The following is a 25,188-nucleotide window of genomic DNA, read 5'->3' as shown; positions in this document are numbered from 1 at the left end:
TCTTATCCGAGCTTGGAGCGAGAGGCTTGAATCAGTTTGGCGATGGGATCCCACGGCTCGTCTTCGCCGGGAGGGGGTAATTCGTATTCGACGCGCACCGCTTTCGGCGGTACACCTTCATGGCGGGCATGACCCGCGGCGTCGAGCTTGCCCGATATGATTTGGCCATCCTCGAAGTGGATCTTGTAGGCTTGGCCTTCGAACGGCTCACCGTCAACGTCGCGGTGATTGATCTCGATCCAGTGGTCGAGCGCGGTGGCGCCAGTGGGAAGGGCGGGGATGCTGGCGGCATTTCCGGCCCCACCACTAAACGGATGCCCAGCCCCCTTAACCTCAAACATCCCCGGCGTCTCGAACGTAATCGCGTTCCCCTCCAGCCGGATCGCCGAATCCGCGCCGTGCAGCACGACGGTGTTCTTCGCCAGAATCTCGACCGCCTCATTTGACGAGGTCACCACCACTTCCTTGTCCGCCAAAATCGCCATCGCGCCGTCGTGCGCTTGCACCGACAGTGGCCCGTTCGCCGCCACGGCCTTCAAGCCATTGCGCTGCACGAACAGCGACACGCCTTGAGCGGCGGCCATCGCAATGGTCTTGCCGGCTGTCAACTGCCAGTCCGATTGCACGGTCCCATGCAGATGTCGGCCCGAATAGACTGCGGTGGTCTCTTGGCTCGACACCGCGATGGAAGTCGGCGCCTCCGCTACCAGCAACGGCTCGGCGAAGCGCTCGACGGGCTTACCGTCCGGCTGCTTGGCATCCTGCCCATTGACCGTGTCGGCGTAGTGCCCATCCTGTTGGGGCTCGACCATGGTCAGCAGCGGCTCGAAAGCTTCGTTGGCAGCCAGGGGCAGGGCGGTTTGCGTGCGTGCCGCCGTCGACAGGCGGTCGGCGGTGCGTTGCGCGCCCTTGAGCAGCGCGATCGCCTCGGGCATGCCCATCACGGTGCCGGTGGCGCGCGGACGAGCGGTGGTCGATAGCAGTAGGCCTTGGCCGGCGCGCACCACCGCCCACGCATCGCTGCGCAGCTCAGCCCCGGTGCCGCGCCACGGTCCGCGCTGCGCATCCTGCGGGTCCTGAGCGACCAGATAGCCCAGATTCAATTGGGCCTGCGCCGCGGAGCTGGCCAGCCGCATGCGCAGCCGGCCCTTGAAGTCGTCGACGACCCACTGGTTATAACCATCGCCGCCCAGGCCGCGGGTATGCCAGCCGGACAGCATCGAAGCGAGCGGCTTGTCGTCGTTGGTCCAGGGCGGGGTGTCCTGTTCGTTGTGCAGCTGCATCGCGGCCAGCGGCCGGTCGATGTCGCCGTCGAGGAAGGTCAGCAGCAGTTCGGTGCCGACGCGCGGCAGGTGGTGGGTGCCCCAGTTGGGGCCCGCCATGGCGCCGGCGACGCGGACCCAGGCGGTGACCTGGGTCAGGTCATCAGAGCCGGGATCGGTGAAGGCCGCGGCTTGGCCCGCCTGGCCGGTTTGGTCAGCCGGCGCAGGGGCCCGCAGCCAAGGAAAGCGAACACGCACACGATGATCGCGATCGGTGTGCAGGGGCGTCTCACCCTCGGCGATGACGATCGCGGTCTGGCCTTCCGGGGCGGTCGGCTTGGCGCGAAAGCGCGGCACGATCGGGGCATCGGCCCGCACCACTTCGAGCGTGTTGCGATAGCCGCCAGCCTCGATGTCGGTGGTGCCGAGCAGCTTGGCGACATCGGCGCCGAGGTTGTTGGCCGCTTCGTGGCGCACCGACAGCGCGACGAACTCGTCGCCGTCGGCTGCGAAATGTTCGGTCAGGGCAAAGCGCTGACCGGCGCCCAACTGACGCACAGTACCGGCGCCGTCGAAGCGGACAAAGCCGCTTTCCTCGGCCTGCATGCGCAGTTGCGCCGCACGGTCGGCGGTCGCCGCATCGGGATAGCGATAGGGCCCCAGCGCATCGAACGATTCCAGCGTGGGCCACTCGCCGGGCACCGCCGCGGCATTGGCCTGTGCCGAGGCGGCGGTCAGCGTCTTGTAGTCCCACGACGAGACGGTGACGGCATTGGGTCCGATGCTGTGCCGCGTGGACCAGACCGTCATCGTGTCCGTTTCCTCGGTCATGTCGGCACGATGGAAGCGGATGCTCGCTTGGGGGCAGGGCGGGCGTTCGGCATCGTTGTCGAACACCACCAGCTTGTGGCGAGCCTGGCTGCCTTCCGGTTTGTCGTCTTCGCCCTGCAGGTGCTCGAAGCGATACGACAGGCCTTCCTCGGCCAGTAGCCGCTGCACAAAGTCGAAATCGCTCTCGCGGTACTGGGCGCAGATCGAGCGGCGGCGCAGCGGTTGGGAGACGGAGAACTGGAAGTTGGCGGCCGGATAGTCGCGGAACACTTCCTCGACGATCTCCTGCACGGTCTTGTCCTGGTAGACGTAGCAGTCGACGCGGCCGCGCAGGCGCTCGAGCCAAGGGGCCACGGTGATCCGGTAACGGGCCAGGCCGCCGTCGCCGCCCATTGCCGCGCAATCGACGACGAAGCCGTGCCAGGCGCGGTAGCGGCCGTCGGCCAGCATCAGCCGCAGCGTGATTTCCTGGCGCGCCAGTTCGACCGTATCGAGATGTGCCGACGGCGACAGGCAGTCGATCTCGATGGCGAAGGGCTGCGAGACCGCCTCGATCGCGGTAAAGCGCTCGACGATCAGATTCGCTTCGCGAAGCGGGGTGTCGAGCGCGATCTGCCGCGTGCCCTGGCCGAGCAGCGAGGCAAGTACGGCCGACGGCAGCGACGTGGTGGGCATCATGGCTACCTTGGCGAGGTGGTGGTAGGCGTCCGGCTTCGGAGCTCTCTCTGTGTCAGTGCGGCGCGACCAGGCGTTCGATCGGCATCCGCCTTACGGCAGCGAAATCGTCAGATGCGAGAAGCGCGGACCGAGCTTGATTACCTGTGAGTACTCCTGCATCGCGTCGTTGGTCTGCTTGTTCAGCACCGACGACAAGCCGAGGTAGCCGAGCAGCGCGATCAGCGCGAACACGGCGCCGAAGATCCACAGCGGTGTCTCGCGCTTGAGCGTGTGCGCGATCTTGTCGGGCAGCGGCCAGTGCGGGGCAAACGGCGCGCGCTTGCCCTTGATCGCGGCGATCTCGTCGCCGAGCCGCGCGGTCAGGTAGGACAGCTTCTCCGGGCCTTCGAGGATGTATTTGCCGCGAAATCCCAGCAGCAGGCACATGTGGAAGACTTCCAGCGCCTGCAGACGCGGAGCGCCCTGTGCGCGCAGCGCCTCGAGCTTGGTGAAGAAGGCTTCGCCGGCAAGCTGCTCGCCGAACAGCACCAGCTGCAGCGGGCGGCGCTCCCAATCGGCGCGAATTGCGAAGTCCGAGGCGAGGATGGTCTCGTCGATGGCCGCGCAGAACGCGTACTTGGCGTCGAAGACATCGTCGGCCGACACGTTCAGGCGTTTGGCGCCACGGTCGAACTCGTCGAGAAACCCACGTACCTTGGCAAGGAAGTTCTCGGCGCTGTCGGGCGGCTGGCCATTACGCAGCAGGAACAGCATGAAGAAGCCGTCGTACAGCAGATCGAGCAGCGTGCGCGCGTGGCGCGAGGCGTCGCCCGAATCGGCAAAGGTGCTGGCCGCGCCGGCGGGGGCGTCGCCAAACAGCGAGGGCATCGAAGTGGAGCTCATGAGGTCACCGCGATCAGTTCAAGTTGAAGTTCCCGGATACCGGCCGGCGTATAGATGGTGATCGTGCCCGCCTGCAGCATGCGTTCGTACAACGGCCCGCGTGCCTCGACGGCGAAATAGCAGGCGCCGGGGCGCACCGGGATGGCGGGCGGCACCTGCGGCGTATAGGTCAGCGGCACGCCGGGCATCGACGACAGCACCAGCTTGTCGACGTCGTCAGGCGCACCGACCTTGAAGCGCGCGGGAATCGCATCGACCAGTTCGACGGTCGGCATGTCGGCCGATACGGACAGGTAGAAGCGGGTCTTGTCGTCGATCTTGCCGGAGTCCAGGCGGCCGAGATGGAACGATGGCCGCGATTCGTCGAGCGCAATCGCGAAATAGCGCGTGGAAATGACGGTATCGAGCAACTCGCGCACCATCGTGTCGAGTTGCGCGAAGACCTTGCCCGGATTGCCGTGGTCGTAGACCGGCAGGTCGGCCAGCGAGTACGACTTGGAGAAGGTCATCAAGGCGCCGGCGAGGCGCAGCAGTTCCTGGAACAGCCGTTCGGGATGGACCTCGGGATGGTGATACAGGTGCGACAGCGCGGCGAACGAGGCGTTGGCCGTATGCAGCAGCCAGAACGACGCGATATCGCCGGAGCGGAATTCGATGATGTTCTTGGTCGGCTCGCGATGGAAGCCGTACAGCGCATTGACCTTGGCCTGCAGCGCATCGAGCAGTCGGCGCAGCCGTTGATACAGCACGGCCGATGCGTTGATGGCCAGGCTTGGCGCGACAAAATTCTCGTCCAGCTCGAAACCGCCGGTGGCCGTGCGGCGCACGCGGACGATCGGCAGCGAAATATATTGGTCGCGCGGTTCCGAATCGGCGACCAGCTTGACCGCCTTCTTCAGATAGGTGATCGATGCCGGCTCTGCTTCGGTAAACAGATCGGCGGTGTCGCGCTGGTGGCCGACGAAGCGGGAAGAGGGCGAGCCTTCGCTGGCTTCGCGGTAATTGCCGCCGAAATCGCGCAGCGGATAGAGCGCGAGATGGAACGTCGATTCGGAAACGCCGGCCGGCAGATTGGCCAGGGCGAGCGGCGCCGGCAATTCGTCCGATTGCGGCGCGCAATACCATTCGCCATCGGGAAAGAACAGCGACAGTTCGCTGATGCGCAGAATGCCGCTGGCGAGTGCGTCGGTATCGAAGCGGGCGTGGCGCACCCCCCAGGCGTAGGGTTGGATCGCCTGCGCGGTGGCGTGCAGCCGCGCCTCGTGATAGGCGTCCTGCTGCTGGAAATGCTGCGGGCGAAGGAATAGACCTTCGCCCCAGAGGATCTTGGCGGAATCGCTCACAATTAGCCTTGTATAGCCTTGTTGTCTTTCTTGTCCCGATCGGCGCGGCCGCGGGCAATGGATGCCATCATGGCTGCGCTCTCACGCCCGGCAACTGGTCGGCGACAGCAGGTTCAGCGAGGACCGCGGCACGCCATCGCTGGGCGTCAGCGGCTCGCCCGCGGTCAGCGTCATCGCGCAGGCATGCAGGCCGATCGTGATACCGGACTTCTCTCCCTTTGCTGCATCGAAGGCGAATTTCCAGCGCTGCGGCGCCGGACTGCGGAACAAGGCGACCACGCCGATCGCACCCGCTTCGCGCGAGACTTTTTCCATCACGTCATAACGCTGACCCGGAATCAGCGTGATTTCGCGAACGTTGACCAATTCGGAACCGAGCACCTGTTTTTCGCGCGCCGGATCGACAAAGGCGTCGAAGGGCGCCTGCATAAAGGCGGTCGATTCCTTTAAGGTGTAAACCCGTACCACCAATGCCGCGGCGCGGTTGTCATTGGCCGCATTCAGGTTATTGCCGGCATAAAGCCGCAATGGTACCTGCCGCGGCGGCTTTTGCGCATCCGGTACGTTGGTAGGCTTGATTCCCAACGCTTCCAGCGCTCCACCGGCTGCGCCGGCCAGGACTTGCGTACCAACGGAGCATGACGCCAGCGTGACGACGGCCAGCCCGGCCAGTGCTATCCGGGGTTTTATAAAGAATTGTAAAAAAGTCATACAAATCGGATTCTTCTTATTGGCCTGTGCTATGTGGCGGGCGACCCTGACGTCTGGCGGCGGTGTTATGTAATGGCTTGCACAACCATGCATTGCCACATGAAAACCAGAATTCAGTTTCATTTAATTCACTGTCTGGAACCTACCCTCGGTATGGTTGTCAGCGGCGACGCGCAGAGTGTACTATTGCGCGCCGATTGGGCCAATATCGCTTACCAATCAATTACTCCGCTTTGTTTTATCCAGCGCGGAGAAGGCATTGAACAATACGTCAACAACAAAGCCACGCGACGGTCAGAGCCATGATCCCTTTTCGCTTTTCACGATCTTTTGCAATTGCCATTGGTGCCGCCGCATTGTTTTCCGGTTGCGCCTCCACGGGGAGCACCTCGGGTCCGCAATCGGAAGAGGCATTCACGCAAAGCATGGCGCAGGCCGACGCGGCATTGAAGGGCGGCCAGCGTGAGCAGGCGGTGAGCCTGTACGAAGAGATCGCGAAGGCGAACCCCGCTCGCCAGGAGCCGTGGTCGCAGATCGCGCAGATCCAGTACGCCGACGAGAAATATCCGCAGGCCATCCTCGCTGCCGAAGAGGCGCTGCAGCGCGACAGCAACGATCGCAAGGCCAAGAGCATCCTGGCCGTCAGCGGCCTGCGCGTGGCGCGCCGCTCGGTGATGGAACTGCGCGACGACAGCGCGCTGGCGGGGGACGTGCGCACCGACGCGCAGGTGCTGGCCAAGATGCTGCGCGAAACGCTGGGCGAGCAGGTGCTGTTCCCCGAGGAAAAGAAGCCGCCGGTGCGCAAGCGTCCGGTCGCGCGTCCGGCGCCGCGCGCCAAGGCCGCGCCCGCGGAACAGGCGGCTCCGGCTGCCGCGCCGGCCGCCGCTAATGCCGGCGGTGGTTCCGCCGATCCGTTCGGCGCGCTGCGCTGATCCACGGCCAGGCACCCACGTCCCGAACACCCCGACAAACACGACCGGAACAACCGGAGAATCCGCATGGCCAAGAAGGAAAGCGTGCAGAAGCGTCTGCAGAAGGTGCGTCCGCCCCGGGTGCAGCTCACCTATGACGTCGAGAAGGGCGACGCCATCGAGCAGAAGGAATTGCCCTTCGTCGTCGGCGTGGTAGCGGACCTGTCCGGCCAGTCGGAAGTCGCGCTGCCCAAGCTGCGCGACCGCAAGTTCGTCAATATCGATCGGGACAACTTCGACGACGTGATGTCGGCGGTCGAGCCGCGCGCGGCTTTTCAGGTCCCCAACAAGCTGTCCGAGGATGGCGGCAAGTTCGGCGTCGACCTGAAGTTCCGCTCGCTCGACGATTTCAGCCCGGAAGCCGTGGTCGACCAGATCGAGCCGCTGCGCAAGCTGCTCGAGGCCCGCTCGAAGCTGGCCGACCTGCGTAACAAGCTCGCCGGCAACGACAAGCTCGAAGATCTGCTTAGCGAAGTGCTGACCAATACCGAGAAGCTGCAGCAGCTCGGCCATGGCGGCAAGGAACCGAAGGGTGGTCAGGATGCCTGAGACGCAAGCCGCAGTCGCCGCGCAGGCGGCGCCCGTTGCCAATGCCAGCCTGCTCGACGAGATCGTCGAGCAAAGCCGTGTCGCCAAGTCCGACGCCGAACACGCGCGTGCCAAGGACATCATCGGCGAGCTGGTCAAGGAAGTACTGGACGGCACCGTGGTGGTGTCGGACAACCTGTCCGCGACGCTCGATGCCCGCGTGGCCGAGCTGGACCGCCTGATCTCGGCGCAGTTGAGCGCCGTGATGCACGCGCCGGAATTCCAGAGGCTGGAAAGCACCTGGCGCGGCATGTCGTACCTGGTCAAGGAAACGCAGACCGGCACGATGATCAAGATCAAGGCGCTGAACGCAACGAAGCGCGACCTGGTGCGCGACTTCAAGACCGCGATCGATTTCGACCAGAGCGCGCTGTTCAAGAAGGTCTACGAGGAAGAGTTCGGTACCTTCGGCGGCGCACCGTTCGGCGCGCTGATCGGCGACTATGAAATCACGCGCCAGCCGGAAGACATCTACTTCATCGAACAGATGTCGCACGTCGCCTCGGCCGCGCACGCGCCGTTCATCGCCTCGGCCTCGCCGGAGCTGTTCGGCCTGGAATCGTTTGCCGACCTGGGCAAGCCGCGTGACCTCGCCAAGGTGTTCGACACCGTCGAATACGCCAAGTGGAAGTCGTTCCGCGAGTCCGAGGATTCGCGCTACGTCGGCCTGACGATGCCGCGCTTCCTGGGCCGCCTGCCGTACAACCCGAAGGACGGCACCACGGTCGAGGGCTTCAACTTCGTCGAAGACGTCGACGGTACCGATCACAGCAAGTACCTGTGGTGCAACGCCGCCTGGGCCTTCGGCGCGCGCCTGACCGCGGCGTTCGAGGACTTCGGCTGGTGCGCGGCGATCCGCGGCGTCGAGGGTGGCGGCCTGGTGGAAGACCTGCCGACCCACACCTTCAAGACCGACGACGGCGAGATCGCGCTCAAGTGCCCGACCGAGATCGCGATCACCGACCGCCGCGAGAAGGAGCTCAGCGACCTGGGCTTCATCCCGCTGGTCCATTGCAAGAATTCTGACTACGCGGCCTTCTTCGCCGCGCAATCGGTGCAGAAGCCGAAGAAGTACAACACCGACAGCGCCAATGCCAACGCGGTGCTGTCCGCCCAGCTGCAGTACATCTTCTCGGTCTCGCGCGTCGCTCATTACCTGAAGGCGATGATGCGCGACAAGATCGGCAGCTTTGCTTCGGCCCAGAACGTTGAAAGCTTCCTGAACCGCTGGATCTCGCAATACGTTCTGCTGGACGACAACGCCAGCCAGGAGCAGAAGGCGCAGTTCCCGCTGCGCGAGGCGTCGATCCAGGTTTCCGAAATCCCGGGCAAGCCCGGCGCTTACCGTTCGGTAGCCTTCCTGCGTCCGCATTTCCAACTCGACGAGCTGTCGATTTCGCTGCGCCTGGTCGCCGACCTGCCGCAGGCCGCCAACTCGTAACCGGTTGCCGTCGGTGCCCGGCATTGTGCCGGCGTCCGACGGCCGAGGCAGCAGTACTTTCTAAGGCGAAACAAAGCCACTATCTCATCGAGGGTCTCATGAAGGATATCTACGTCAAGTTCGGTAATCCCGCCATCAAGGGTGAATCCCAGGACAAGGACCACAAGGACTGGATCGAAGTCCTCAGCTGGGAGCACAACATCAAGCAGCCGCGTTCGGCGACCGCTTCGACCGCTGGCGGTCACACCGCCGAGCGCTGCGAGCACGGCGAAATGATCTTTACCAAGGACATGGACGTGGTGAGCCCGCTGCTGTATCAGCACGCGTCGGGCGGCACGACCTTCGACGAGGTCACGATCGACTTCATGCGCGCGGACGGCGAAGGCAAGCGCGTCAAGTACCTGGAAATCAAGCTGAAGAACGCGATCCTGGGCGCGGTGGATGCGAAGGTCGCGGCCGAAGGCCTGCCGACCGACAAGTTCTCGCTGAAGTATGCCGCGGTGCAGTGGAAGTACACCCAGCAGAAGATCGGCGGCAACCAGGGCGGCAACTCGCAGGGCGCCTGGAGCCTGACCAAGAACGACAAGACCTACTCGGTCTGATGCCGTTCCTTGGGGGCGATGCTGGCCGATGATCGGTTGAAGCGAATGCCGGCATCCTGGCGATTCGGCGCGGCAACGCGCGGGTTGCCGGGGTGCCGGCGCTTGCCATGAAAGGTTTCGAACCGAGTCTGCTCGACAAGCTGTTCGACGACGAGCCCCACGCGCCGCTGCCCACCGCGATGCGGCAGCTGACGCTCGAGGAGCTGAAGTCGACGGTGGCGCGCGACATCGAGGCGTTGCTCAATACGCGCATCGTGATCGACGAAGCGCAGTTGAGCGGCCTGCCGGAGTGCAAGCGTTCGCTGCTGACGTACGGGCTCAACGATTTCGCCGGGCTCAGTCTGGCCAGCTACTACGACCGCAACTACATCTGCCAGTCGCTGACCAAGGCCATCGAGCGCCACGAGCCGCGGCTGCGCAATGTCACCGTGTCGCTGGATGTCAGCGAGCGCAACACCAATGCGTTGTGCTTCGGCATCACCGCCATGCTGCTGGTGGGGCCGGCGCGGGAGCCGGTGAGCTTCGATGCGTTGCTGCAGCCGTCGACGCTGCAGTACTCGGTGACGCGGGGACGAACCTGACAAGGCAGGCGCATGGCCCTTGACCCATGCACGGATCCATGAACGGGTCATTGTCCCAAGCCATGCCCGAGCCAATCCGACCCGCCACCGCCACGCACCGACCGCCGAGCAGCCATGGAAGAGCTACTGCCTTACTACGAGCGTGAACTGGCCTATCTGCGCCGGTATTCGCGCGACTTCGCCGAGCGATATCCGAAGATCGCGGGGCGGCTCGCCATGTCGGCCGACGGTTGCGACGATCCGCACGTCGAGCGGATGGTCGAGTCCTTCGCCTTCCTGACGGCGCGCATCAGCAAGAAGCTCGACGACGACTACCCGGAACTGACCGAAGCGCTGCTGGAGGTCATGTATCCGCATTACCTGCGGCCGTTTCCGTCCTGTTCCATCGCGCACTTCGATGTCCGTGGCGCGGCCGCGCAGTTGTCCGCGCCGATGACGGTGCCGCGCGGCACGATGCTGAGCACGCGGCCAGTCAACCGGGTCGAATGCCGCTTTCGTACCGCCTACGACGTGACGTTTGCCCCGGTCCGCATCGCCGAGGCCAGCTATCGGGGCGCGGCGGTGGCGCCGGCCGCCACCGTGCTGCCCAAGGGCGCGACCGGTGCATTGACGGTCTCGCTCGAATACCAGGGCGAGCGGGGCGGTTTCGACACGCTGGCGCTCGATACGCTGCGGGTCTATCTGGACGGCGAGCCGTCCTTCGTCGCCGCGCTCGGCGACGCGCTGTTCCTGCATACCGCGGCAGCGTATCTGGAGGGCCCGAGGCCCGGCGTCTGGCAGCGGCTGTCCGCCGTGCCGCTGCGCGAGGTCGGTTTTGCCGCCGACGAGGCGCTGATCGACACGCCGGCGCGCTCGCATCCCGCCTACCGGCTGCTGTCCGAACACTTCGCCTTCGCCGAGAAATTCAACTTTGTCGACATCGACCTGGCGGCACTGCGGCGCGCGCTGGGGCCGGCCGGCGGCAACACCCGGCGCCTGCAGCTGCATCTGGTGATGACCGACATCCGCAGCGACTCGCACACCGCGCGCCTGCTGGAGAGCCTGCAGGCCGAGCATCTGCGGCTGCATTGCACACCGGTGGTCAACCTGTTCGCACAGAAGGCCGACCCGATCCGCATCGAGCATACGGCCAGCGCCTATCCGGTGGTGGCCGACGGCCGCCGCGCGCACGGCTACGACATCTACTCGATCGACCGCGTTCATCTGGTGCGCGAGACCGCCAATGGCAACGACTTGATCGAATTCCGGCCGTTCTATTCGCTGCATCACGCCGACGATCCGAACCGCGCTGGCCATTTCTGGCTGGCGCGGCGCGACGAGCTGGTGGCGCGCCGCAGTCCCGGCTACGAAACCGAGATCTCGATCGTCGACCTGGATTTCGATCCGGCGCAGCCGCAGACCGATACGCTGAGCATCGACGTCACCTGCACCAATCGCGATCTGCCGGCCAGCCTGTCGTTCGGCCATGCCGACGGCGATCTGACGATGGAAGGCACGTCGATCGCGCGACAGATCACGTTCCTGCGCAAGCCGACGCCGTCGCTGAGGCTGCCGGGCGGCCGCGCGGCGCAATGGCGCCTGATCTCGCTGCTGGCGCTGAACCATCTGTCGCTGGTGCAGGACGGCCTGCCGGCGCTCAAGGAGATGCTGCGCCTGCATGATCTGGCCCGCAGCGGCATCTCGGCGCGGCAGATCGAAGGCATCGTCGGACTGGACTATCAGCCCACCACCCAGTGGCTGGCCGGCAAGCCGTTCGCGACGTTCGTGCGTGGCTTGCAAGTCCGCCTGACGCTGGACGAGGAAGCCTTTGTCGGCACCGGCCTGCACCGCTTCATCCGCGTGATGGACCACTTCTTCGGTCTGTACGTCCATCTGAACAGCTTCGTGCAGCTCGTCGCCGTCTCGCGCCGCACCGGCAAGGAATTGATCCAATGCGCTCCCCGAAGCGGCGAATCGATCCTGGTGTGATACGGCGGCTGCTGCGGCAGCCGTATCGCTTCCAGTTCTTCCAGGCGGTGCGGCTGCTGCAGATTCAGTTCGCGCGTCAGGGCCGGGCGCAGGGCGATGCCAATGGCGGCGTGCATGGCGCGGCCAACGGCGTGGCGAATCGCACGGTGAACGGGGCAGTGAACGGCAATGCCATCGCGCGCGTCGCCGACACTCCCGAGCACCAGCTCGCCACGCGCGTGCGCTTTCCCAACGCGCTGTCGCTGTCATTCCCGGCCAGCGAAATCGTGCACATCGAGGCGGGCAACCTCGCCAAGGAGGCGCTCGACAGCGATGCCGGCTTCGCCGAGGCGCTGGCACAACGCCCGCTCGACGACGTGGCCGTGACGCCGGCCTTCTTCGGCATGCTGGGCGGGCAGGGCGCGCTGCCGCTGCACTACACCGAAGTGGTCGCCGAGCGCGAGACGATGCGTCGCGACGGGGCCGCGCGCGCCTTCTTCGATATCTTCTCGAACCGCGCCGCCGCGCTGTTCTATCTGGCGTGGAAGAAATACCGGCTGCCGTTCCAGCACGAGGTCGACCGCACGCGCCACTACCTGCCGCTGCTGCTGTCGCTGGCCGGCGTCGCCGATGCCGGCGTCCGCCGCGGCCTGCACGAGACGCCGGGGACCATCCACGACGAAGCGGTCGCCGGCTATGCGACGGCAGTGCGGCATCGGCCGATGTCGGCGTCGTATCTGCAGCAGGTGCTGGCCGATTATTTCCGCGTGCCGTTCCGCGTCGAGCAGTTCGTCGGCGGCTGGTATCGGGTGCCGCCGTCGCAGTGGTCGCGGCTGGGCGGCGTCAATAACGTGCTCGGCGCCACCGCGCTGGCCGGTCAGCGGGTCTGGCAGCGCGATCTGCGCGTGCGCGTCTGGATCGGGCCGCTGGCGCGCGAGCAGTACCGCGCCTTCCTGCCCGGCGCCGAGGGCGCGCTGGCGCTGCGCAAGATGCTGACCGTGCTGGGCGGCGCCACGCTCGAATACGAAGTCAAACCGATCCTGCGCCGGCAGGACGTGACCGGGTCCCGGCTCGGCGCCGCAGGCAGCGGCCATGTCGGCTGGGACACCTTCCTCGTTTCGCGACCCGCCACGCAGGATCGCAGCGACGCGCATTACACGCTGTCGCCCATTCATTGATAGACCGGAGCCGAGCCATCATGGCCACCCCCTTGAAGACGCTGATCGCCAAGCTCAATGCCACCAGCCGGCAGGCCGCCGAACGGGCCGCCTCGCTGTGCATGGCGCGCGGCCACTATGAGGTCGACCTGGAGCATCTGTTCCTGGCGTTGCTGGAGAATCCCCGCAGCGACGTGTCGGTCGCGGCCAAGGCGAGCGGTATCGATCCGGCCGCGCTGCAAAGCGATCTGGACAGGGAGCTGGGGCGCTTCCAGACGGGCAATGGGCGCACGCCGGCGTTCTCGCCGTGGCTGCCGAAGCTGTTCGAGCATGCCTGGCTGATCGCCTCGCTCGATTCGCAGACCACGCGCATCCGCTCCGGTCATCTGTTGCTGGCGCTGCTGACCGAGCCGAGCCTGGCGCCGCTGGCCGAGCGCGGCTCCAAACGTTTCGGCCAGTTCCCGGTCGAGCGCCTCAAGCATGAACTGGCCGCCTTGACCAAGGGCTCGGAAGAGGCCGAGCAGGCCGTGGCATTCGCGGACGCGGGCGCCGCGGCGGCCGACGAGCCCTCGGGGCAGGGCGCGCTGTCGAAGACCCCGGCGCTGGACCAGTACACCGTCGACCTGACCGCCGCCGCGCGCGACGGCCGCATCGATCCGGTGATCGGCCGCGACGCCGAGATCCGCCAGATGATCGACATCCTGATGCGCCGCCGGCAGAACAACCCGATCCTGACCGGCGAGGCCGGCGTCGGCAAGACCGCGGTGGTCGAAGGGCTGGCCTTGCGCATCGCCGCCGATGACGTGCCGCCGCCGCTGCGCGGCGTCGCACTGCGTACGCTGGACATGGGCTTGCTGCAGGCCGGCGCCAGCGTCAAGGGCGAATTCGAGAACCGGCTGCGCAACGTGATCGACGAGGTCAAGCGCAGCCCGCAGCCGATCATCCTGTTCATCGACGAGGCGCACACCATCATCGGCGCGGGCGGCCAGGCGGGCCAGAACGACGCCGCCAATCTGCTGAAGCCCGCGCTGGCGCGCGGCGAGCTGCGTACGATCGCGGCCACGACCTGGGCCGAATACAAGAAGTACTTCGAGAAGGATGCCGCGCTGGCGCGGCGCTTCCAGGTCGTCAAGGTCGAGGAACCGGACGAGGCGCTGGCCTCGGCGATGCTGCGCGGCATGGTCGGCCTGATGGAGCGGCACTTCGACGTGCGCGTGCTCGACGAGGCGATCACCGAGGCGGTGCGGCTGTCGCACCGCTATATCAGCGGCCGGCAATTGCCGGACAAGGCCGTCAGCGTGCTCGACACCGCCTGCGCGAAGGTGGCGCTGGCGCACAGCGCGACGCCGGCCGAGATCGAACAGGACCAGAAGGCGCTGGAGCGCCTGACCGTCGAGATCGGCGCGCTGCAGCGCGAGCTGTCGACCGGCGGACAGCATCAGGCACGGTTGGCCGAGTTGCAAAAGCAGGAGCAGGCGCTGCGCGAGCGCATTGCCGCGGGTAACGAACGGCTCGCACGCGAACGCGAGCTGGTCGAACGGATTGTCGCGCTGCTGCGCTCGAGGGATGCGGGTACGGGCGAGGCCGCTGCTCCTGTCGAGGCCGCCGTCGAGGAAGCCGAGCCGGTCGCTGCCAACAGCGATATCGCGCCCGCCGCCGGGCGCCGTCGCAAGGCCGCCGCGCCGGCGGCCCCGGCCGACGAACTGTCGCGCCTGAAGGCCGAACTGCGCGCACTGCAGGGCGAAAAGCCGCTGGTGCCGATCCAGGTCGACGGCCAGGTCGTATCCGAGATCGTCTCCGCCTGGACCGGCATTCCGCTGGGCCGCATGGTCAAGGACGAGTTGCACACGGTGATGAACCTGAAGCCGCTGCTCGAGGAGCGTGTGGTCGGCCAGCCGCACGCGCTCGAAGCGGTGGCGCAGCGCGTGCGTACCGCGGCGGCCAATCTGGAAGACCCGCACAAGCCGCGCGGCGTGTTCCTGTTCGTCGGCCCGTCCGGCGTCGGCAAGACCGAGACCGCGCTGGCGCTGGCCGACATCCTGTACGGGGGCGAGCGCAAGCTGATCACCATCAATATGAGCGAGTACCAGGAGGCCCACAGCGTGTCGGGGCTCAAGGGCTCGCCGCCGGGCTATGTCGGCTATGGCGAGGGCGGGGTGCTGACCGAGGCGGTGCGCCGCAACCCGTACAGCGTGGTGCTGCTCGACGAAATCGAGAAGGCGCATCCGGACGTGCTGGAGATGTTCTTCCAGGTCTTCGACAAGGGCTGGATGGAGGACGCCGAGGGCCGGACCATCGACTTCCGCAACACCATCATCATCCTGACCTCCAACGCGGGCTCGGCCTCGATCATGCAGGCCTGCCTGAACAAGTCGGCCGAAGAACTGCCGGACGCCGACGCGCTGACCGAGGCGCTGCGCCCGACGCTGTACAAGACCTTCAAGCCGGCGTTTATCGGGCGGACCAAGGTGGTGCCGTACTACCCGATCAGCGACGACACGCTGGTCGAGATCATCGAGCTGAAGCTGCGCCGCATCGGCGAGCGCGTTCAGCAGAACCACCGCGCCGTCTTCGAATGGGATGACGCCGTGACCGAGGCGGTGCTGCAGCGCTGCACCGAGGTCGATACCGGCGCGCGCGCGGTCGACCATATCCTGAACGGCACGCTGCTGCCCGAGATCGCGCAGTCCGTGCTGGCGAAGATGGCGCAGGGCGAGGCGATCCAGAAGATCAAGGTCGGCGTCAACAAGAACGGCGGCTTCCGCTACAAGATCAATTGAGTCAATTGAGTCAATTGAGTCGATTGAGTCGATTGAGTCGATTGACACCGTAACTCACAGTCGAGGCAGCGATGGGCGTACTGACCGATATGGCGCATGAACTGGCGGCGCAACTGCGCGCGGCCTTCCGCCAGCACGACCGGCTGCTGCGGCTAGCGACGCCGCTGGGCGACGACGTGCTGCTGGCCGAGCGTCTGCTCGCGCGCGAACAGCTCGATGGCGGCGGTTTTCGTATCGAGCTGTCGGCGCTGTCGGACGACGCGAAGCTCGATCCGGCCGCCTTGCTCGGCCAGCCGGTGCGCATCGATCTGCTGACGCAGCTCAGCCGCGACAAGCCGCGCGCGTTGCACGGCCATGTGACGGTGTTCGAGCGCGTCGGCGCCAATGGCGGCCTGGCGCGCTACCGGCTCGTGATCGAGCCGTGGCTGGCCTTCCTGCGGCATCGGCACGACAGCTTCCTGTTCCAGGACATGTCGGTGATCGAAGTCGTCGACAGCGTGCTCGGCGACTACCGCAGGCAGGGCAAGCTGGTGCCGGAATGGCGCTGGGCGGTGGTCGACCCCGCGATCTATCCGAAGCGCAGCGTGGTGACGCAGTACGACGAGTCCGACTTCCACTTCGTGACGCGGTTGCTGGCCGAGGAGGGGTTGTTCTACTACTTCGAGCACGAGGCTGCCGATGGCGACGCCCTCGGCCTGCATCGGATGGTGATCGCCGATCGCAACGACGTCTTCAAGGACAACGCGCAGGCCAGCATCCGCTTCGGCCGCGCCGATGCGACCGCTTCGGAGGACGTGATCACCGAATGGCAGGGCGAGCGCCAGTGGCAGACCAATGCGGTCGAGCTGGCGACCTGGGACTACCGCACCGCCTCGCTGCGCAGCGCCACGCTGAGCACGCACCACGACAACGGCGAGCAAGCCACCGCGCTGACCGACACCGACTACGTCGGCCAGTACGCGTTCGAGGATGCCGAGCAGGCGCAGCGCATCGCGCGCATCGCGATGGAATCGCTCGAGGTTCGCAACAAGGCCTTCCATGGCGGCGGCACGGTCCGCACGCTGGCGCCGGCCACCACGTTCTCTCTGCTCGATCACTACGAGCACGATGGCGACGAGGACGACGGCCGCCGCTTCGTGGTGCTGTCGGTTACGCACGAGGCCCGCAACAACTTCAACGAGGGATTCGGCCAAGCCTTGCTGGCGATGACGGGCCTGGCGCCGGCCGGCGACAACGAAACGCTGCCGCTATACCGCAACCGCTTCACCGCCGTGCGCGCGAGCGTGCCATACCGCCCCGCGCTGCGCGGCGACGACGGCCGCCTGCTGCATCCGCGTCCCACCGTGCGCGGCGGCCAGACCGCACTGGTCGTCGGCGACGGCGGTCCTGTCCATACCGATCGGGACCATCGCATCAAGGTGCAATTCCATTGGCAGCGCGGCGGGCGTTCATCCAGCCGCCAATCCCACCCGGCCGGCGACGACAACGCCCGGGCCGAGTCCGCACTGGGCTGCTGGCTGCGCGTTGCCACGCCGGTGGCCGGCGACAACTGGGGCGGCGTCGCGCTGCCGCGCGTTGGCCAGGAAGTGGTGGTCGAGTTCGTCAACGGCGATATCGACCGGCCGGTGGTCGTCGGCGCGGCCTACAACGGCGCCGGCGAGCCCGACGCGCAGATCAACAAGCAACACGCCGGCGCCGCCAACGCGACCGGCAATGCCCCCGCCTGGTTCGCCGGTGACGGCAAGAACGACAAGGCGCACGCACACAACGCCGTGCTGTCCGGCATCAAGACGCAGGCGCTGTCCGCGAGCCAGACCGGCAACGGCGGCTACAACCAGCTGGTGTTCGACGACACCGAGGGCCAGAGCCGCACGCTGCTGTCGACCACGCAGGCCGCGACGTCGCTGACGCTGGGCCACCACCTGTTCCAGCGCGACAACGCCCGCGAGGCGGACCTGGGCCACGGCGCGGCGCTCGCCACCGACGCTTCCGGCAGCGTCCGCGCCGGCTCCGGGCTGCTGATCGCCGCCGAAGATGGCAGCGTCACGCAACCGCTGCTGCAGAGCGAACAGGCGGCGACGCAGGTCGAAGACAGCCTGGAGCTCGCCCGCACGCTGGCGCAGCGGGCCGCAAAACAGAAGGCCGCGCTGCCAGGCGAGCCCGCTGCCGATGCACTGCCAGCGCTCGAATCGCTGAAGCGCAGCGCGGAGGTGCTGCGTACCGAGGCGAAGGCCGAGGACGGCGGCTCTGCGATTGCTTACAGCGAGCCGCATCTGGTGGTCTCCGGCCCGAAGGGCGTGGCGCTGTCGACGCCGGCCGATGCGGTGCTCGTCGCGGGCACCAATGCCACGCTGGTGGCCGGGGAACATTTCAATCTGGCGGCAGGCGGCAATCTCGCCGTCGCGGTGGCCGATGGTCTTAGCCTGTTTACCGATGGGCAGGGGGGCTCGGGCTCCGGCTCAAGCTCTGGTTCCACCGGCCAAGGTACGCAGACCGGGCAAAAGGGCGGCGACGCGAAAGGCATGGCCTTGCACGCCGCCGCCGGCAAGGTCGAAGTCGCCAGCCTGACCGGCGCCAGCCGCTACGCCGCCGAGCGCACGGTGACGATCGCCTCGACGCAGGCCAACGTTACGGTCGAGGGCAAGCAGCACGTGCTGCTGAACGCCGCCGGCGCGCAGATCCGCGTGCTGGGCGGCAAGATTGAACTGCACGCGCCCGGGAAGGTGGAGTTCAAGGGGGCGGGGCATCGGTTTGTGGGGCCGGGCGGTGCCGAGGCGAACAATTCGCTGGCCAAGGGCGACCTGGGGCTGTGCGAATTCAAGACGCGCGGCGCCGAAGCCGCGGGCGACGCGCTGGTGCCGTTGGGCTGATGGCGATGTTCGATCTGCATCATCGCTTCCTGGACGATTTCACGCACGTCGTGCTGAGCCCGCTGCAGCTGGGGCGGCAGGCCGTGGCCGCGTATCCGGTGACGCCGCTCGTGCCTCGGGGCGTCGACGTTCAGCCGCATCTGATGCCGGCACTGCTTGCGTTGGCCGAGCTCGATCGCCAGCAGAAGATCGGCCTGATCGAAGCCGCGTCGCGCTGGCAGCAGGACTATCTGCGCCCATATTTCAGCGCCTGCCTGGTCAGCGAGCACGCGACCGAACGGATTGCCCACCATCTCGGTACGGCGCAGCTGCTAAGCGCGCCCGCCAGCGGCCGCTTTCTGCTGCGCTTCAGCGATCCGCGCGTGATGACGCAATTGCTGGGCATCCTCGACGAGGCGCAACTCGACGCCCTGATGGGGCCTGTCGCGCAATGGCATTGGGTCGACTCCATCGGGCAGCATCGCCAGCACATCTCCAGCGGCGATCCCCATCTGCCGCTGCGGGTCCGGACCGGCCAGATCGGGCCGCTGCGGCGTGTGGGGCTGGTCAACGGTTGCCTGCAAACGCTGGTCAGAGGCGGTTGGCCCTGCGCCGACGCGGTCGCGCTGGGCCGGCAGCTGGACGAAGCGCTGGTCGAAGCCACGCAACGGCACAACCTGCGCGATGACGCGGACCGCCGGCTATACGCCGTCCAATGCGTGGCGATGCAAGGCCGCCCCGACGCCCATCCCGCGCTGAGGGCGGCGCTGCAAAAGGCCGAGGCCGGCGAACTAAGCTACGTCGGCGCCTGTGCCGAACTGACCGACGACCCGCTGGGCGTTCCGCCTGCAACCGGAACGGACCACAACGATCGACTACTGGATAAAGCGACATGAACGCAGCCGCCATCGAGGAAGCGTCCAAATGCCCCTTCTGCGACAAGGAAGGGCTGCCCATCCTGCCCGTACGATACGCGATCGGCCGCACCGGAAAGAACAGGAGCGGACGGCAATTGGCCCCGGTACCGCCGGCGCTCGATCCGCAGTTCGGCGACAAGGTGACGGCCATCTCGTTGCCGGAGGACGTGGCCCGTTACACCCTGCGCCTGCTGCGCGGCGGCTACCTCTACGTCTTCAACGAGAAGCGCGGCCTGTGGTCCGCTTACGTCGTGACCGAGGCCGGCTACCTGTATGAGTTCGATTTCAACGACCCGGCACCGCCGCTGCCGGAAGACATCGAATTCAGCTGCAGCAACAAGCAGGATGCGGTGATCGCGCGCTGCATCACGGTCAAGGACGCCCATGTCGCCGGTCCGGTCTGGATCGGCTTCTCCGATGTGATGTGGACCGAGGAGGTCAAGAAGCGGCACAAGCGCCAAGCCTGGCGCGAGAAGCATATGCGCCGGATCGATATCGACAAGTGGCGCGGTGGCGGTGCGGCCTTGCCTCACATGGCCCCGCTGACCGACGCCGGCAAGCTGGTGGCCGAGTTCCGTGCCGAGGGCGCGACGGTCGAGGACACGCCCGCGCAACCGATGCCGGAAAGTCATCCGGACGCGCATACGCTGCCGACCATCGTGATCAAGGCATACCCGGCTTTCAGCTTCTCGCCGCACGACTTCAATGCCTGCAAGGAGCAAGAGGCCGATCTTCTGAAGTGGGCCGAGACCGCCGCCGCCCCGTATCGGCCGGCCTTGGCGGCACTGTGGGACCCGGTCGGCATCGCGTCGGAACTCGATCCGCTGATGCGGGAGTGCTACGAGGACTTCCTGTACGAAGATCCCGACCGCGCCCGCAAGCTGGCCGTGTCGCAGGCGATCATGTCGATCCGCGAGTCGATCGGCAACCATGCCGAACTCGAAGTCATGCGTACGGCCGAGGAGAGCGCCCAGAACGTCGAGATCTACGGCACCGCGGATCCGCATGCGATGCCGATTCCGGGCGGCGCGGGCGCGGAGACCCTGGCGGCCGGCAAGATGCTGGCCGAATGGCTGCTCGGCGAACCCGAGAAGGCCCGCAATCGCAGTATTGCGGAGGCCTATCGCAATGTGCCCAAGGCCCGCCTTCACCAGGCGCGCAGCAGCTCGTGGACCAAGTACGAGACGCGCATGGTGACCGGCGCGAAGCGCTATGACGAGAAGGCCCGCGACGATTTCCAGAAGGCATTCGACCGCGCGCTCGACGGGTTCAACAAGAAGACGATCGATCCGCTGGCCAAGGCGCATCGTGCGTGGCTCGAGAGCGAGGCGATGGCCAACGTGTTCGCCTGCAACTACGACGAGACCAATATGCGCAGCGGCGAGGCCTATACCGGCGCCGTGATGCTGTGTATCGGCAATACGCAGGACAAGCCGATCTGCTTCGATCTGTACAAGAAGTGGCTCGACGGAAGTCCCGACGACCAGAAGAACCTGTTGCTGCGCGCGCTGGGCTTCAATCAGCAGGACGTGCTTGCGGCTGCCGCGAAGGCGTCATCGAGCGGCGTGGATCCGTGGAACCTGTCCTGGCCTTCGCTGATCAAGGTCTACGACTTCGCCTTCCAGCGCGTGTCGAACCCGGCCACGGCGTCGTGCCTGATTGCCAATTTCATTCTCGGCATCAACGGTCCTTTGGCATGGGCGCTGAGCAAGGCGACCACCGATGGGCCGATCAAGGGCATCGCCGTTCTGTTCGGCATGTTGTCCAGGAAGGCCATGGTGCCGCTGCAGGTCGAGGGCGACTACCGGACGTTCCGCCGCGAACTGATCCGCAAGATCCGCAATTTGAGCGCGGAGGCGGGGCAGGATGTGCCGTCGCGCCGAGCCCTGTACGACCCGGTCGAGCTGGAGCTGCGGCGCCTCGAGGTGCATGGACTGCCGATGGAGGGAACGACCAACAAGTCCTTCCTGGTGCTGGTCGATCCCGCTCATCTGAAAGGCATGCCCTCCGGCCTGACCAAGGCACAGCGTACCGCGTGGTTGGCCCGCTCGTTGCGGCTACCAAACAACTATGCGCTGATGCGCCTGCCCGGTGCATGGAAAGGCGTCATCAATACCGATGTGCGCGTCGGCGCGGCGTCGTCCGTTCTCGATATCGTGCTGCTGATCAAGCTGTGGAGCGACAGCGACGACTCGATGAATCACAAGGTCGGCGATACATGGGGGCGCATTCTCGGCGGGGTGGTTGGCGTCGCGGGCGGCATCATCGAACTGGTGTCGAAGGTCGCCAAGGCCCGCGTCACATTCGGCCTGCAGTTCGGGCGCGCACTGGACGCGTCGCTAGCCAAGATGCTGGAGAGTGTGGGGCGCCGCGCGACCGCGGTCGGCGGTGTCATCATCGCGGTGCTCGATCTGAACCAGGCACGGCTCGAATTCTCGGAGGGCAACGTGATCGTCGGCGGGCTCTACGTGCTGTCGGCGGCGGTGGGGCTGCTGATGGTCTGGGCCGTGTACGTCGGCATGACGGGCTGGGGCATCGTGATTGCCATCGTGATGTTCGTAATCGCGGGGCTGATCGCCTGGCTTGCCGACGACAAGATCCAGGATTGGCTCGAGCGCTGCTATTGGGGCAGCCTCAGCGACGAGCGCTATGGGGACGTCGAAGAGGAGATGGAACAGCTGAAGCTGGCCACGAAGGACTGATATGGATTTCACGGGACTGGTGCGCAAGTACCGCGTCAACCGGCCAATCGACGACGACGAGCGCGCTCACCGCCTGCGTCAGGGGCAGCGTCTGCAGGTCGAGCCGCACGATCAGCTCTGCGTGATCAAGATCAATTCCAGCTATCTGGATTCGGTCGACCGCTACTACGACTCCCGGGGCGCGCTGACGCTGATGGCGCTGGTCGTGATCATGGTCTGCGTCGGCGGTTTCGTCGCCATGAGCCTGGCCGCGCAGCGGCCGCTGGCGCTGGGGCTGTACACCCCGGGTACCGCCGCCGTCTTCCTCGGCTTCGTGGCATTCGTGATGGCGCCCATCGTGGCGCTGTCGGTATGGATGGCACGCCGGGAGCTCGGGCGCTACACGCACTATCCGATCCGGCTGGATCGGCGCAACCGGATGCTGCATGTGTTCCGGCTGGATGGCAGCATCCTGAGCGTGCGCTGGGACGATGTGTTCTTCACGCTCGGGCGCTGTTCCGGCTCGGTTCAGCCGGTGCGCGATATTCGCGGCCTGGTGCTGGATCGCGACGGCGTCACGGTACGCGAGCAGTTCGCGTTTTCGCTGTGGGAAGTCGACCCACAGCGCTTGAAGGCGCATTGGGAATTCCTGCGGCGGTATATGGAAGAGGGGCCGAAGGACCTGATCGACCGGATCCGGTACTGCGTGCCGATCGACGGGCGGCGCGAGCGCTTCCGCGTCGGCCTGGAACGTGTCTTCGCCAATGACGCCGGTTCCCCGCCGATCTATTGGCTGATGTGGCCATTCAACCTTCTGCTGGCGTGCACGCGCGCGCTGGTCATGAGAACTTGCCGGGTGCCGGTCTGGCCGAAGGACATCGAAGAGGCCGCGCCCGTCTCGAAGGACGATCCCTATGTCAAGGATGCAAGCAGCAATCCGCCGAATCTACGCTGAGCGCCGAATGACGCGCGATGCCGCATCGTTCCGGCGAGCCGGATGGCCTGGCTCGCTGACGGCCGCCGTGGCGCTGATGGTCGTTGCAGGCGTGGCCGTCGCCGCCGATGCCGGCAATGCAGACGGCGCCGCTGCGCTGGAACGCGCCGCAAAACGCGTCTCCGAAGCCGTCGCCACTGGCGAAGTGATCGCCGCCGCAAAAGGCACGCTGAAGCAGCAAGGCGACAAGGTGCCGCCGGCGCGCGCGGCCTGCCTGTCTGCCCTGGAGCCGCGCACCGTCGCGAACCGGATCGGCTATCCGCTCGCCGAGGATTTCTCCAGGGACGAGTTCCTTGCCCTGACGCGCTTCCTCGATACCCCGGAAGGCAAGCGCATCCAGCAGGCGCGAGCCGAACGGCTGGCGTCGGGCAATCTCGTTTTCCGGCTGACGCCCGAGGAATCCGCGGTCGTCGGCAAGGCCCTGCCGGCACCGCTGGCGGCCAAGTGGTCCGCCGGCGCCGCCACGCAGCCGAAGACGCTGCAGGCGATGCGCAAGGTGTTCGAGGAACAGCAGGCGATCTGCCGCAATGAAGAAACCTCACCGCGTCCCGCGGCATCCGCGCCGGTCAGCTATCGGGAAGGGCTGCCGCCCAATGTCGGCTGCTCCCAGCCGCGCCTGAGCCTGGTCAGCGAGCTGCCCGACAAGCCGGTTTCGGTGACGGTACGGGTCTGGATCGGCGAGGATGGCTCCGTCGCCCGCACTGCGGTGGAGAAACCGTCGGGCTTTCAGCCAGTCGACAACGCGGCGCGCCGGGCGATGAACGGCATGCGTTGTTCAGCTCGGGGTAGCGGTGCCCTGGTGCCGTTCACGACGACACAGTCGTTTGTCGTTCGCGCCGGCGGCTAACGTCGGGTAGGGCTGGGTAGCGCGAATTGCGGGTAGTGCAGAGGCGGGGTATGCGCGTGTCGCACTGCCAATGACGACGCCAACCTACAACGTCGTCCTCTTCCCCTCCCGATCGACCTCATACACCTTGTGCTCGCCAAGCCGGCGCTTCAACCACAACCCGGCCTTGCCGAGCACATGCGCCTTCGCCCAGATCAGATCCACACCGACCAGCCAGTCGGTGTACGGATAAGCGGTCAGTGGCAGTTCCACCAGTTCGCCTGACGCCAATTCGGACAGGATCAGTTGCCGCGGCAGCGTGGTCCATCCTAGGCCCGTGCGCGCCAGTTCCAGCAGCGCCGCGTAGCTCTCCGCCTGCCAGCATCGCGTCGCATCGAGGTATTCGCTGCTGGGCAGCTTGTGGTTGTGGCCGCTGAACACCAGCCGCCGGTGCGCGCGCAGGTCGGCGAAATCGACGCGCTTCAATTGCGACAGCGGGTGGTCGCGGTGGGCGACATGCGACAGGATCAGCTTGCCCATCTGGGCAAAGCCGAGATCGCGCGGGTAGGCCGGCTGCGAGAACGCGATGCCCAGGTCCGCTTCGCCGCGCGCCAGCAGTTCGGCCACATCGCCATGCAGCGGATGCCGGATCTGCAGGTCGACATGCGGAAACCGTTCGGCAAAGTCGCGTAGCGGCGGCATCAGGGTGGAGTAAGGGACTTCGATCGCCAGCGTCAGCGCCGGCTCGACGCGTTCGCCCAGCTCGTTGGCATGCGCCTCCAGTTGCAGGCAGCGCTCCAGCACCAGTTCGGCCTCGTTGCGCAGCTTTTCTCCGGCCGGCGTCAGCGTCGACGCCTTGCCGCCGCGTTCGAACAGCACCAGGCCGAGGTCGGCCTCCAGATTGGCGATGGCGGTGCTGACCGCGGACTGCGTCTTGCGCAGTTGCCGGGCCGCGGCCGAGAACGAGCCGGTGCTGGCCACCAGGGTGAACATTTCCAGCTGATCGAGCGAATAGCGCATCGCCGCCTGACTCCTGCCCGTCAAAAAACTGCCTATCAAAAAAATCGATGGCTGCCGATTTGGCCCGCCGCGCAAACCCGCCGGATTATGGCGCACCGATCCGGCCGGCGCAAAAGCGCGGGACCAC

Annotated in this window: 18 protein-coding genes; 13 read left to right on the top strand and 5 right to left on the bottom strand. The window is 66.3% G+C overall.

Features of this window, described 5'->3' with window-relative positions:
• Window positions 1–2: 2 nt before the first annotated feature.
• The 4 genes from LRR16_RS09540 to tssJ all read right to left on the bottom strand — a co-directional run bounded on the left by LRR16_RS09540 (window position 3) and on the right by tssJ (window position 5,707).
• Entirely contained in the window at window positions 3–2,771 is a 2,769-nt protein-coding gene (locus LRR16_RS09540; RefSeq protein WP_232205704.1) for a type VI secretion system Vgr family protein, read from the bottom strand.
• Between the two features lie 90 nt (window positions 2,772–2,861).
• Window positions 2,862–3,653, bottom strand: coding sequence for a type IVB secretion system protein IcmH/DotU (gene icmH, locus LRR16_RS09535; protein WP_232205703.1), 792 nt, complete (start codon window positions 3,651–3,653; stop codon window positions 2,862–2,864).
• Entirely contained in the window at window positions 3,650–4,996 is a 1,347-nt protein-coding gene (gene tssK, locus LRR16_RS09530; RefSeq protein ID WP_006578249.1) for a type VI secretion system baseplate subunit TssK, read from the bottom strand. Before tssK ends, icmH begins: the two co-directional genes overlap by 4 nt.
• An 81-nt stretch (window positions 4,997–5,077) precedes the next feature.
• Window positions 5,078–5,707 carry a type VI secretion system lipoprotein TssJ gene (gene tssJ / locus LRR16_RS09525; protein WP_064573450.1) on the bottom strand — a complete coding sequence of 210 codons (630 nt, stop codon included), beginning with the start codon at window positions 5,705–5,707 and terminating at the stop codon, window positions 5,078–5,080.
• Between the two features lie 302 nt (window positions 5,708–6,009).
• On the opposite strand from tssJ, the gene LRR16_RS09520 reads away from it, so the two are divergent.
• The 13 genes from LRR16_RS09520 (at window position 6,010) to LRR16_RS09460 (ending at window position 24,062) form a co-directional block, all read left to right on the top strand.
• On the top strand, window positions 6,010–6,639 hold the full coding sequence (locus LRR16_RS09520) for a hypothetical protein (RefSeq protein WP_232205702.1): 630 nt from the start codon (window positions 6,010–6,012) through the stop codon (window positions 6,637–6,639).
• Window positions 6,640–6,705: 66 nt separating this feature from the next.
• The gene (gene tssB / locus LRR16_RS09515) at window positions 6,706–7,227 is read left to right on the top strand and encodes a type VI secretion system contractile sheath small subunit (RefSeq protein WP_006577976.1); all 522 of its coding nucleotides are present in this window, start codon (window positions 6,706–6,708) and stop codon (window positions 7,225–7,227) included.
• A complete protein-coding gene (gene tssC, locus LRR16_RS09510; protein ID WP_232205701.1) occupies window positions 7,220–8,707 on the top strand; it encodes a type VI secretion system contractile sheath large subunit in 1,488 nt (495 codons plus the stop codon). The genes tssB and tssC overlap by 8 nt, the downstream gene beginning before the upstream one ends.
• A gap of 98 nt (window positions 8,708–8,805) precedes the next feature.
• Entirely contained in the window at window positions 8,806–9,309 is a 504-nt protein-coding gene (locus tag LRR16_RS09505; protein WP_006577978.1) for an Hcp family type VI secretion system effector, read from the top strand.
• A gap of 107 nt (window positions 9,310–9,416) precedes the next feature.
• Window positions 9,417–9,890, top strand: coding sequence for a type VI secretion system baseplate subunit TssE (tssE, locus tag LRR16_RS09500; RefSeq protein ID WP_023263644.1), 474 nt, complete (start codon window positions 9,417–9,419; stop codon window positions 9,888–9,890).
• Window positions 9,891–10,004: 114 nt separating this feature from the next.
• Window positions 10,005–11,858: a type VI secretion system baseplate subunit TssF gene (tssF, locus tag LRR16_RS09495; RefSeq protein WP_232205700.1), complete on the top strand. Its 1,854-nt coding sequence runs from the start codon at window positions 10,005–10,007 to the stop codon at window positions 11,856–11,858.
• A complete protein-coding gene (tssG, locus tag LRR16_RS09490) occupies window positions 11,822–13,015 on the top strand; it encodes a type VI secretion system baseplate subunit TssG (protein ID WP_232205699.1) in 1,194 nt (397 codons plus the stop codon). The genes tssF and tssG overlap by 37 nt, the downstream gene beginning before the upstream one ends.
• Window positions 13,016–13,035: 20 nt before the next feature.
• Window positions 13,036–15,774, top strand: a complete 2,739-nt coding sequence (tssH, locus tag LRR16_RS09485) for a type VI secretion system ATPase TssH (protein WP_232205698.1) — start codon at window positions 13,036–13,038, stop codon at window positions 15,772–15,774.
• A 71-nt stretch (window positions 15,775–15,845) separates the two neighbouring features.
• Window positions 15,846–18,644 carry a type VI secretion system Vgr family protein gene (locus tag LRR16_RS09480; protein ID WP_232205697.1) on the top strand — a complete coding sequence of 933 codons (2,799 nt, stop codon included), beginning with the start codon at window positions 15,846–15,848 and terminating at the stop codon, window positions 18,642–18,644.
• Window positions 18,644–19,519: a DUF4123 domain-containing protein gene (locus tag LRR16_RS09475; protein ID WP_232205696.1), complete on the top strand. Its 876-nt coding sequence runs from the start codon at window positions 18,644–18,646 to the stop codon at window positions 19,517–19,519. The genes LRR16_RS09480 and LRR16_RS09475 overlap by 1 nt, the downstream gene beginning before the upstream one ends.
• Window positions 19,516–22,242: a T6SS effector BTH_I2691 family protein gene (locus LRR16_RS09470; protein WP_232205695.1), complete on the top strand. Its 2,727-nt coding sequence runs from the start codon at window positions 19,516–19,518 to the stop codon at window positions 22,240–22,242. Before LRR16_RS09475 ends, LRR16_RS09470 begins: the two co-directional genes overlap by 4 nt.
• Before the next feature lies 1 nt (window position 22,243).
• Window positions 22,244–23,176, top strand: a complete 933-nt coding sequence (locus LRR16_RS09465; protein WP_232205694.1) for a DUF6708 domain-containing protein — start codon at window positions 22,244–22,246, stop codon at window positions 23,174–23,176.
• A 7-nt stretch (window positions 23,177–23,183) separates the two neighbouring features.
• The gene (locus tag LRR16_RS09460) at window positions 23,184–24,062 is read left to right on the top strand and encodes an energy transducer TonB (RefSeq protein WP_232205693.1); all 879 of its coding nucleotides are present in this window, start codon (window positions 23,184–23,186) and stop codon (window positions 24,060–24,062) included.
• A gap of 84 nt (window positions 24,063–24,146) precedes the next feature.
• On the opposite strand, the gene LRR16_RS09455 is transcribed toward LRR16_RS09460, so the two are convergent.
• Window positions 24,147–25,061 carry a LysR family transcriptional regulator gene (locus tag LRR16_RS09455; RefSeq protein ID WP_006577888.1) on the bottom strand — a complete coding sequence of 305 codons (915 nt, stop codon included), beginning with the start codon at window positions 25,059–25,061 and terminating at the stop codon, window positions 24,147–24,149.
• Window positions 25,062–25,188 lie beyond the last annotated feature (127 nt).

It is taken from the genome of Cupriavidus sp. UGS-1, from assembly GCF_021213615.1.
GTDB lineage: Bacteria > Pseudomonadota > Gammaproteobacteria > Burkholderiales > Burkholderiaceae > Cupriavidus.
This window is presented reverse-complemented; position numbering and strand designations above follow the sequence as displayed.

Bases quoted from the DNA above. Each gene is read 5' to 3' on its own strand.
- LRR16_RS09455 (WP_006577888.1), bottom strand. From the start codon at position 25,061: ATGCGCTATTCGCTCGATCAGCTGGAAATGTTCACCCTGGTGGCCAGC.
- icmH (WP_232205703.1), bottom strand. From the start codon at position 3,653: ATGAGCTCCACTTCGATGCCCTCGCTGTTTGGCGACGCCCCCGCCGGC.
- LRR16_RS09480 (WP_232205697.1), top strand. From the start codon at position 15,846: ATGGGCGTACTGACCGATATGGCGCATGAACTGGCGGCGCAACTGCGC.
- tssC (WP_232205701.1), top strand. From the start codon at position 7,220: ATGCCTGAGACGCAAGCCGCAGTCGCCGCGCAGGCGGCGCCCGTTGCC.
- tssF (WP_232205700.1), top strand. From the start codon at position 10,005: ATGGAAGAGCTACTGCCTTACTACGAGCGTGAACTGGCCTATCTGCGC.
- tssB (WP_006577976.1), top strand. From the start codon at position 6,706: ATGGCCAAGAAGGAAAGCGTGCAGAAGCGTCTGCAGAAGGTGCGTCCG.
- tssG (WP_232205699.1), top strand. From the start codon at position 11,822: ATGCGCTCCCCGAAGCGGCGAATCGATCCTGGTGTGATACGGCGGCTG.
- LRR16_RS09470 (WP_232205695.1), top strand. From the start codon at position 19,516: ATGAACGCAGCCGCCATCGAGGAAGCGTCCAAATGCCCCTTCTGCGAC.
- LRR16_RS09520 (WP_232205702.1), top strand. From the start codon at position 6,010: ATGATCCCTTTTCGCTTTTCACGATCTTTTGCAATTGCCATTGGTGCC.
- tssE (WP_023263644.1), top strand. From the start codon at position 9,417: ATGAAAGGTTTCGAACCGAGTCTGCTCGACAAGCTGTTCGACGACGAG.
- tssH (WP_232205698.1), top strand. From the start codon at position 13,036: ATGGCCACCCCCTTGAAGACGCTGATCGCCAAGCTCAATGCCACCAGC.
- LRR16_RS09540 (WP_232205704.1), bottom strand. From the start codon at position 2,771: ATGATGCCCACCACGTCGCTGCCGTCGGCCGTACTTGCCTCGCTGCTC.
- LRR16_RS09460 (WP_232205693.1), top strand. From the start codon at position 23,184: ATGACGCGCGATGCCGCATCGTTCCGGCGAGCCGGATGGCCTGGCTCG.
- LRR16_RS09465 (WP_232205694.1), top strand. From the start codon at position 22,244: ATGGATTTCACGGGACTGGTGCGCAAGTACCGCGTCAACCGGCCAATC.
- LRR16_RS09475 (WP_232205696.1), top strand. From the start codon at position 18,644: ATGGCGATGTTCGATCTGCATCATCGCTTCCTGGACGATTTCACGCAC.
- LRR16_RS09505 (WP_006577978.1), top strand. From the start codon at position 8,806: ATGAAGGATATCTACGTCAAGTTCGGTAATCCCGCCATCAAGGGTGAA.
- tssJ (WP_064573450.1), bottom strand. From the start codon at position 5,707: ATGACTTTTTTACAATTCTTTATAAAACCCCGGATAGCACTGGCCGGG.